Source organism: Natrinema hispanicum (assembly GCF_900111485.1).
Classification (GTDB): Archaea; Halobacteriota; Halobacteria; order Halobacteriales; family Natrialbaceae; genus Natrinema; species Natrinema hispanicum_A.
On the sequence record NZ_FOIC01000038.1, the window covers coordinates 1 to 7,394 of the forward strand.

The window sequence follows — 7,394 nt, forward strand, 5'->3', positions numbered from 1 at the left end:
CTATCCGCTCGTCCTTCTGGTCAAGTTGCTCTTGCAACTGATCGATCTTCTTGTCCTTCCGCTTGTTTTCTTGCTCAAGTTCTTCGACCCGCTGCTCAAGCTGAAGCAACCGAGAAAATAGCTCTTCTTTGGTGAAATCGTCTGCGTTCACAGACTCCACCAACCAGTTATGACAGCAGAGGCAACGGGATGGGCTCCGCTGCGGAGCCCATCCCTGAGAGTCGTATCCGATGTCTGCTGCCTGTTCATGTCGCGTCCGTTGAACGCTTCCTACGAGACAGTACCGAAATCAGCTCGGGCTAAACACATACCAGGATTCCAACGAGACCTGCTGTACGTGATCGCAGGCGCTGACCAGCCATCTGGACAGGATGTCAAAGACGAGATCGAGCAGTACTACAGTTCAGAGATCAATCATGGTCGGCTATACCCGAATCTCGATACGGTCGTGAATAAGGAACTCGTCGAGAAAGGACAACTCGACAGACGAACGAACTATTACGCGATTACAGACGAGGGAGAACAAGCGATCGAGGATCGCCGTGAGTGGGTATTACAGTACATCGACTGATCAAAATCGGAAACGATCTGTATTCTTGCTTTGCTCCCCGAATCGGTAAGTACAGGTCAAGTAGTTACCGGAGCAGCAGTGAATTAGCTGGTTCGTCTCTCGTAACTCCTTCGGAGCTTTGGATACATCAAAAACCAGAGGACTATCAGTAGCACACAGTTGAATAGCCAGATAGGGTCAGTGAATAAATCACGAAGAAACACGGAGGGAGTGCGTTCGAGCAAAACTGCTCCAAGAGCGCTGACAGCTATGACACCTATCACATATGTAATGATAAAAATGAGCGAGTCGCGTCTAAATGACGGCTCCATATCGTCTAATTGACTTTGGTCGAAATAAATCCAGTCGGTACATCCGTATACGTAGTTATCGAGCCGATCGCTCCAGTTTCAGAGGCATTTCTAAATAAAGAAACCGTGCTACTGTCTACTGTTACGATACTATTCAGACTGGTACTGTCGTAACACTCTAAAAAGAAAGAGTGTACTGATCCCACTGATCGTGAGAAGGGCAAGTTGAGATGCCGATCCGGGTGTTTGAGATCCAGCCATCTTAAAAGGAACTCCAGTCATGAGAGCAAGGATAAACAATTTCGTTCTAATAGATGTTAATTCTGATTTAGTAATACGAATGTATGAAGATGAATCCTGTTTACTTTTCGTAAACTTGGCCCTTTTTAATGTATAATATGGGAAAACTAAGAAACCACCAAGAGGAACAAGAATAGCTAGATCATATCGTTGAAATTCGTCAAGATTGAATTGACGCATATCAACATATACAATTCCAGCAAGCAAAAATTGGATAACTATCGTAGCTATTAATGTAAATTCTGCTGTACTACTCATTTATTGAATGAGTTTATATCCAGACCATATATGTTTTCTTAATGTTTGTTCACCATGGGAAGTTCGCATCTGTAGTGTGCGGATGGGTCACTGAAACAGCCGTGAGTAGGTCTCGGTAAGTGGCTTGCAACCATCGCTTTCGATAATAAGGTGAAAGCCCCTGGCACGCTCAAGTCCCGCGCCTGGCGAGACGTGTGCGTCTCGCCGCCCTTCGCTCGTTTCACTCGCGAAGACCTCGCTGCGCTCCTCACAGGTTGCGGTGCTTGCGTCGGCGGGGTTCCTCGAGCGCGCCAGCCCCTTTTAGCCCCACCCACGTGGACTGATCGGGCTGCTGTTGCATTGGTTGCCTGCTCTTGGATTCGGCCCGCCCCGCTCGCCGCGTGCCGCCCTCCGCGTCGCTCGCGACCGACCATTCCGGGCTGCGGTTCGCTCCTGGCGTCGCTCACCGTTCCGGGCTAAAATGAATCTGGTCTCGACGCCAGCATTAAGCGCGTTTTCGGTTGCGCCCCTCGCGGGCTTTCGCGTTCCAGCGCTTGGTACCGTTGCGCGCGCCGAGCCACGATGCGGCTCGCCGTGCTCACGACAGTCGCGCTGGACACGGACCCGCCGTCCGGGCCGGACACGAGAAACGGCTTAAAGCTGGCCGCTCGCTTCGGGCGGATCGCCGAGGCGCTCACACCGTTCGCGCCTCGAGTCCTGCCTCGCTCCGCTCGGCAGGACGCCGCGCGGTGCTGGTTGGGTCACCGCATTCAGGCGCGCTCTCGCTCGCGCCCAGATGGGCGCTCGCGAAGGCGCGAGCGCGAGCGCGCAGATGGATCTAGTCGGTCGGTGTCGTCGGAAAACCGCGATGTAAGGGATCGCGGTGGCAGGCGCGTGAGCGCCTTCGGAACTAGTGAGTTCCAATGTCTAGTAACAACTCGAGTAGCAAGGTCGTTACGGTCGATGAACAGGCACTCAAACAGGCGGATGAGCAGGCAGTCGATGAAGACGGCTTCCCGGTCGTCAACGAGACGCCGGAATTTGAGGCAACGGTCGAGCAAGAGGTCCAAGCAAAGGTGGATGCGAACCACCCAGACGGCATCGTCGATACGAGCGACGACCGGATCCACGGTGCGACCCTCGAGCAGGAAGAGCGGATTCGAGCACGAGAGGATGAACTTGAACTGATCAGTGCCCAGGCCGAGATGGGGCTGCAGGAAGGTCGTGCAAAGCGGACACGAGCGATCGCTGCGGACCAGAGCAAAGCGCGGCGTGTGGAATTCCAAAAACGGGCGGCGAGCGTGGACCCAATGGCGGACCCGGAGCGAGCGGATCCCCGGACAGAACTTACCCAGGAGCAGTTGGCGGCCGTGAACAAGCAGTCGATGCGACTCGCGAAGGAGTTGGATGGCTGGTCTCGAGCGGCGATTAGCCGGCGGTTGAGTGAAGTCGTCGTCGGTGGCCAAGACCTGACAAGTGCGGTCGTCAACGTGTTCGAGGAACTGCAGACGGCACCCGGACACGTCATCCCCATTGGAAAACTCGAAGAGGTCTCTCGGAAGGAGGTGAGCATCGAAGGGCGTGTCGAAACCCTGTGGGATCCCTCCCATCCAAGCATCGCACAGGTCGGGCTCATCGCGGATGACAGTGGCCAGACGCGTGTGACCATCTGGAAGTCATCAGACGCACCGTGGATCGAGGAAGGCGAGCAGGTGCGCATTCACAAGGCTGCTCGGAACTGGCACGAAGGACGTGTATCACTGGCTGTGACCGGCTGGACGACGATCCACTTCCCCGAGCGCGGTCGCTGGTGGGAATAGCCGGGGCGAAGCCCCTTTTTTGCTGGTGTGAACGCAGTCACCGCCACCTCCCACCACCTCCACGGTCCGGGCTGCTCACGGCCGATGGCCGTTGCGCTGCCGGGCTTTCGCCACAGCATAAATCTGCTCCACAACTTTGCCATCACCTAGTAGTAGTTAGTAACACGACTTTTTCATTCAGAAATATGCCTGAAACTGAGTCGAGCAATTCGGCAACTACATCTGCTTACTGACCGGTGAGCGATGAATTACAGTGCTTACATTGATCCCGATCTAGTTCGTTCGGAGCACCACATTGCGAACAATTAATCCGAGCCGGTGATTCATCGGTGTCGTCCCACGACTGAATCACCATAACGAGGAGAGCGAGGTACACGAACAAGAACAGCCCTAATGGGCCGAATGGGAAGAGAATGAACAAAACAGGGAAACCAACGAACGCGTATATCAGGAGGGTTGAGAGGCGATCCATGGATTCGATTTTAGACTGTAGGAATAAAAAATACATACTCTGTACTAACTGGTAACTACGTGTGCATATTGAAAGGTGTTAGTCACCGCACATTTATGCAGTCACACCGAAAAGGATCAATATGACTAAACAACAGAAGGAACAACTTGGGATTATAGCAGGGATTCTCGGCATCCTCGGGTCGTTATTAGTTATTTATCTCGGTATCGTGTGATAACCTCTCGCTGATTCTCCGCCTGTTAGAAGTCCGGTAACTCGGTATCTGTATACCCTGTACTGAACGGTAACTGCATGTGTGTACTTACCGCGAGTTCCGCAAGGTGTCCTGAATAAAGAAACCATGCTACGGTCTACTTCGCGATAGATTTCTCTGCCCCACGAGTGAGGTGAGGGGCAGTCGGAGTTGCTCATTGCCCCTCGTGAACACCATGGCTTTCAGAGAGGTTTACGAGACAACATTCGACGAAGACGTCCAGCCCAACTCGAGCGCCAGTCCGTGCCCCAAATGCAACGGACGGGTGACCATCAACGCAGTCGAAACTCGTTGTGAAGGCTGTGGACTCCTTCTCGAACCGCAACAATACCAGACCCAGAAAAGAGTCAATCCCACTTAGATAGAATGCTATTGAGAAAAACTACACAAGTATTGGAACAAGATATTTACTGGAGTAACAACATAGATTTGGATAATGCCAGAATGTGATGGCTGTGGCTCTCATGTCACCGAGAACTATTTCCGGGTTTTCGCCGTTGATGGTGATCTGCCAGCATGTATCCACTGTGCCAGCAACCGTGAAGCTCGAGAAGCAGGACTCCGTCACCAATAGCGTCCCAGTGATTTCATTTCCAGATTTTCTCTATCGAACTGGAGCCTGCATCGAGACGTGAGACAACACGATCCACCACCCACCAATGACTGACCGAGATTCTGACTTCGAGGAGCTTCGTCCGACCGGCGAAGCGTCGCATATCCCAGATGAGACACTCAGCGAGTGTACTGAGGGTGAGCCGAATCGACAGCGAGTTGCAACGGCGACGACTGGATATCCAGACACTCCAACGGAAACAGACACTGAGTGTCGCTCCTGTAGCGCACCGATCCCAGCTGATCAGACCAAATGCCTGTTCTGTCTTACCAATCATCTCGAGGACTCCCCTTCTGAGACAAACGCACCAGCAACAGAGTGGACACTGCTTGGCGTCGTTCACATGCTTGTCGAGTCGTCTACGTTCTACGGTGCCGTCGCGAAAGGCGCGGCCGCTGCAACACTCCTTGCCACCAGTGCGACGGAATCGACCGTCGACGACTGCACGTCCATCTATGATCTCGAGGACGAGCCCGCAGCCCAATTGACCGATCAGTGGCCCGTGCTTCCTGCTGCAGCACAGATTACGTCCACTGACGGTGAGCAACTTCTCGCGGCCGCCCGCGATCGAACAACATGGAGTGACCAACTCCACCCAGCCGCAGATAGTGACCACGAGCCGACAACGTATCTCTACGACGAAGGCGGGACTAGCATTCGCGACGAGCAGCGACTTGCGACGCTGCTCGACAACGCCGGCGATGATGCGTGGCTAGTCCCCGCAATTGCTCTCCAGCAGACACCTGACAAGCGTGAACCTGAGCATTTGGACAGTCTGATTCCGACCAAAGAATGCCTCGAGTGTCACCAGTGCGGATGTACAACCGATCATCGATTCAGCGAACATGAATCCGTTCCCGACGAAACCTGGACCGGCCACGCAATCTGGGAATGCCAGGTCTGCGGGACGCCGTGCTATGGGCCGAGCCCAGAGTGAATGAGATGTGGAACATGATCACTTAGCAGTAGATAGTAGCACTGGTTCTTTATTCAGAGTGAGGCGTGAAAATCGCGGTAAGTACAGGGTGTGTCTTGTTTGCAGAGAGACGCGACAAAGGGTGGCACAATAGCATATTCTATAAGGAAAGTTATTATAATCTTGCAACACCAATCATTGATTGAAATACTATGCCTGAAGCTGGTCCTCCTCTACAGCCCGGAATGACCCAATGGAAGTACGCTCTCATCGGTGGGTTGTGCTCTCTTCCATTCACCACCTTCAGTTACTGGCAAACAGGATCCGAACTCTCGCTTGGAGCGGTGTTTTTCGGTGGTATTCTTGCCGGCTATCTGATCGGGCGTGTGAACGGTGAAATTAGCGGAGTTGGGGTTCGGGTCGGGATTATTGGCGGACTTCCAGTATTCTGGGTTGTTTTCGATCTTCTTACAACCACATTCCGCTTGGCCGGCCCAGTATGGTTTGTGGCGAGCGCGATCGGTGCCACGATTGTGTTTGCAGTCCTCGGATTCGGAATTTCAGCGCTCATCGGTGAAGTGGGAGTACGGGTTGGGCGTTGGCTGGCCGGTAACCAACATGACCAATCGACTACTGTGGGAAATAGTTGAGGCGGCGGAGTTCAAAGAACACTGTCAGTTGACATCAGTCAAGAGATGTTGGGGTAAAGGAAAATCAACTATACCTTCATATCATGTTTATCTGCGCCGCGATCGGCTGAGGCGCATTCAATGGACCCACGCAACACACCAGGATACAGACTGCATCGTGCACTCAGTCAACTCAATGATCTCGAGGGCGATCAGTTGACTGACGCCGACAGAGAACGAATCGAAACAGCAACGGCGCTCTTGGAGGAAGTGAGTCTTCTCACTCGACCAGAGCGTAGTGAACCTACTGATACCCACATTGATTCCTAACCGAGCGGGTTATAGAATCGGTCACAGCTTATTGGACTCCGTACCGGACGGTCAGTACAGGCTATGTACTTTCCGTAGAGTATCAATCCACCATAATTTCTAAGTGAGTGTAATTCTTGCTGCGGAATATGGCTGAAAACTCAGAGACCCCATCCATATCGATGGTTCCGGCTATTTACCGTCTGGTTGCCGGTTTTCTCCATGCAGGTGTCGCTATCTTTCTCTGGAACTTCTTCTCATATGATAATCTATGGGAAATCCTCTTGGTTAAGCCACCCTCAGGAGCGTATATTCTCATCGGAATGTTTTCCCTCGGATTCGTTCCAGTCCTGTATTCCATAACGCAGAAGTCCATTTCGCCCGTTCTACTGGTCAGTGTATTACTAACCGTATCAGCCTATAGTGAGTGGCAGGGTTACTTTACTAGCCCGTTTGGTGGGCCGGGACCATTCGGTGTGTATATCCTTTCTTGGGTCGGCGTAGTCCTCCTTGCGGGTCTGGCAGGCAACGTTGAGCTCAAACTCAAACAAAGAGAGACAGCGGCTCCCTAACCAGCAACCCCACTCGAGGCAGAGGTACAAGTTTCCAAAGGCACCCGTAGTCTTTTCGAAGCTATCGACGAGTCAAGCGACCTGACGACCACTGACGATGCTACTATCGATCCGGATCGCTCTACTCCGTGAGACAGGTACGTTCCAGCAGTGATTTTGTGCGCCGGTGATGGGTGCCGGCGCACTGGGTAAGACCAGGCGAACACTGATCAGAGCGTCGGCGCAGTGAGGTATCCGAGATGCATATGTTAATTTACGTACTGGTAGAGGCATCGACAGCAGACGAGGCACTGTCAACCGGAAAGACCGTGTTCGATCGACTGGTTGGCGCAGAGCCGCATTCCTGTGCGGTGTTCGACTACTACGTCACCTTCGACGAAGAGGAGACAACAGTGGCTGGAAAAGCACGGTG

At 52.9% G+C, this 7,394-nt stretch carries 8 protein-coding genes and 1 pseudogene; 7 read left to right on the forward strand and 2 right to left on the reverse strand.

The annotated features are described in order from the left end of the window. Positions 1-160, reverse strand: a pseudogene (locus BSG09_RS20405) (IS66 family transposase); the annotation flags it as partial. 87 nt (positions 161-247) lie between these two features. Between BSG09_RS20405 and BSG09_RS17805 the strand changes: the two are divergent. Next, positions 248-571, forward strand: coding sequence for a PadR family transcriptional regulator (locus tag BSG09_RS17805; protein WP_394328131.1), 324 nt, complete (start codon positions 248-250; stop codon positions 569-571). A 440-nt stretch (positions 572-1,011) separates the two neighbouring features. On the opposite strand, the gene BSG09_RS20410 is transcribed toward BSG09_RS17805, so the two are convergent. Continuing rightward, positions 1,012-1,419, reverse strand: coding sequence for a hypothetical protein (locus BSG09_RS20410; RefSeq protein WP_130501458.1), 408 nt, complete (start codon positions 1,417-1,419; stop codon positions 1,012-1,014). Between the two features lie 902 nt (positions 1,420-2,321). Here BSG09_RS20410 and BSG09_RS17815 point away from each other — a divergent pair. From BSG09_RS17815 to BSG09_RS17845, 6 genes are all read left to right on the forward strand, one after another. Further along, positions 2,322-3,218, forward strand: a complete 897-nt coding sequence (locus BSG09_RS17815) for a DNA-binding protein (protein WP_092935560.1) — start codon at positions 2,322-2,324, stop codon at positions 3,216-3,218. A gap of 1,161 nt (positions 3,219-4,379) precedes the next feature. Continuing rightward, positions 4,380-4,517, forward strand: coding sequence for a DUF7563 family protein (locus BSG09_RS21880; RefSeq protein WP_449406692.1), 138 nt, complete (start codon positions 4,380-4,382; stop codon positions 4,515-4,517). A gap of 85 nt (positions 4,518-4,602) precedes the next feature. Beyond that, positions 4,603-5,493, forward strand: a complete 891-nt coding sequence (locus BSG09_RS17830; protein ID WP_092935564.1) for a biosurfactant protein 1 — start codon at positions 4,603-4,605, stop codon at positions 5,491-5,493. Positions 5,494-5,717: 224 nt separating this feature from the next. After that, the gene (locus BSG09_RS17835; protein WP_130501978.1) at positions 5,718-6,122 is read left to right on the forward strand and encodes a DUF5518 domain-containing protein; all 405 of its coding nucleotides are present in this window, start codon (positions 5,718-5,720) and stop codon (positions 6,120-6,122) included. A 120-nt stretch (positions 6,123-6,242) separates the two neighbouring features. Then, positions 6,243-6,431, forward strand: coding sequence for a hypothetical protein (locus BSG09_RS21415; protein WP_092935568.1), 189 nt, complete (start codon positions 6,243-6,245; stop codon positions 6,429-6,431). 128 nt (positions 6,432-6,559) lie between these two features. Then, positions 6,560-6,982: a hypothetical protein gene (locus BSG09_RS17845; RefSeq protein WP_139246262.1), complete on the forward strand. Its 423-nt coding sequence runs from the start codon at positions 6,560-6,562 to the stop codon at positions 6,980-6,982. Positions 6,983-7,394 lie beyond the last annotated feature (412 nt).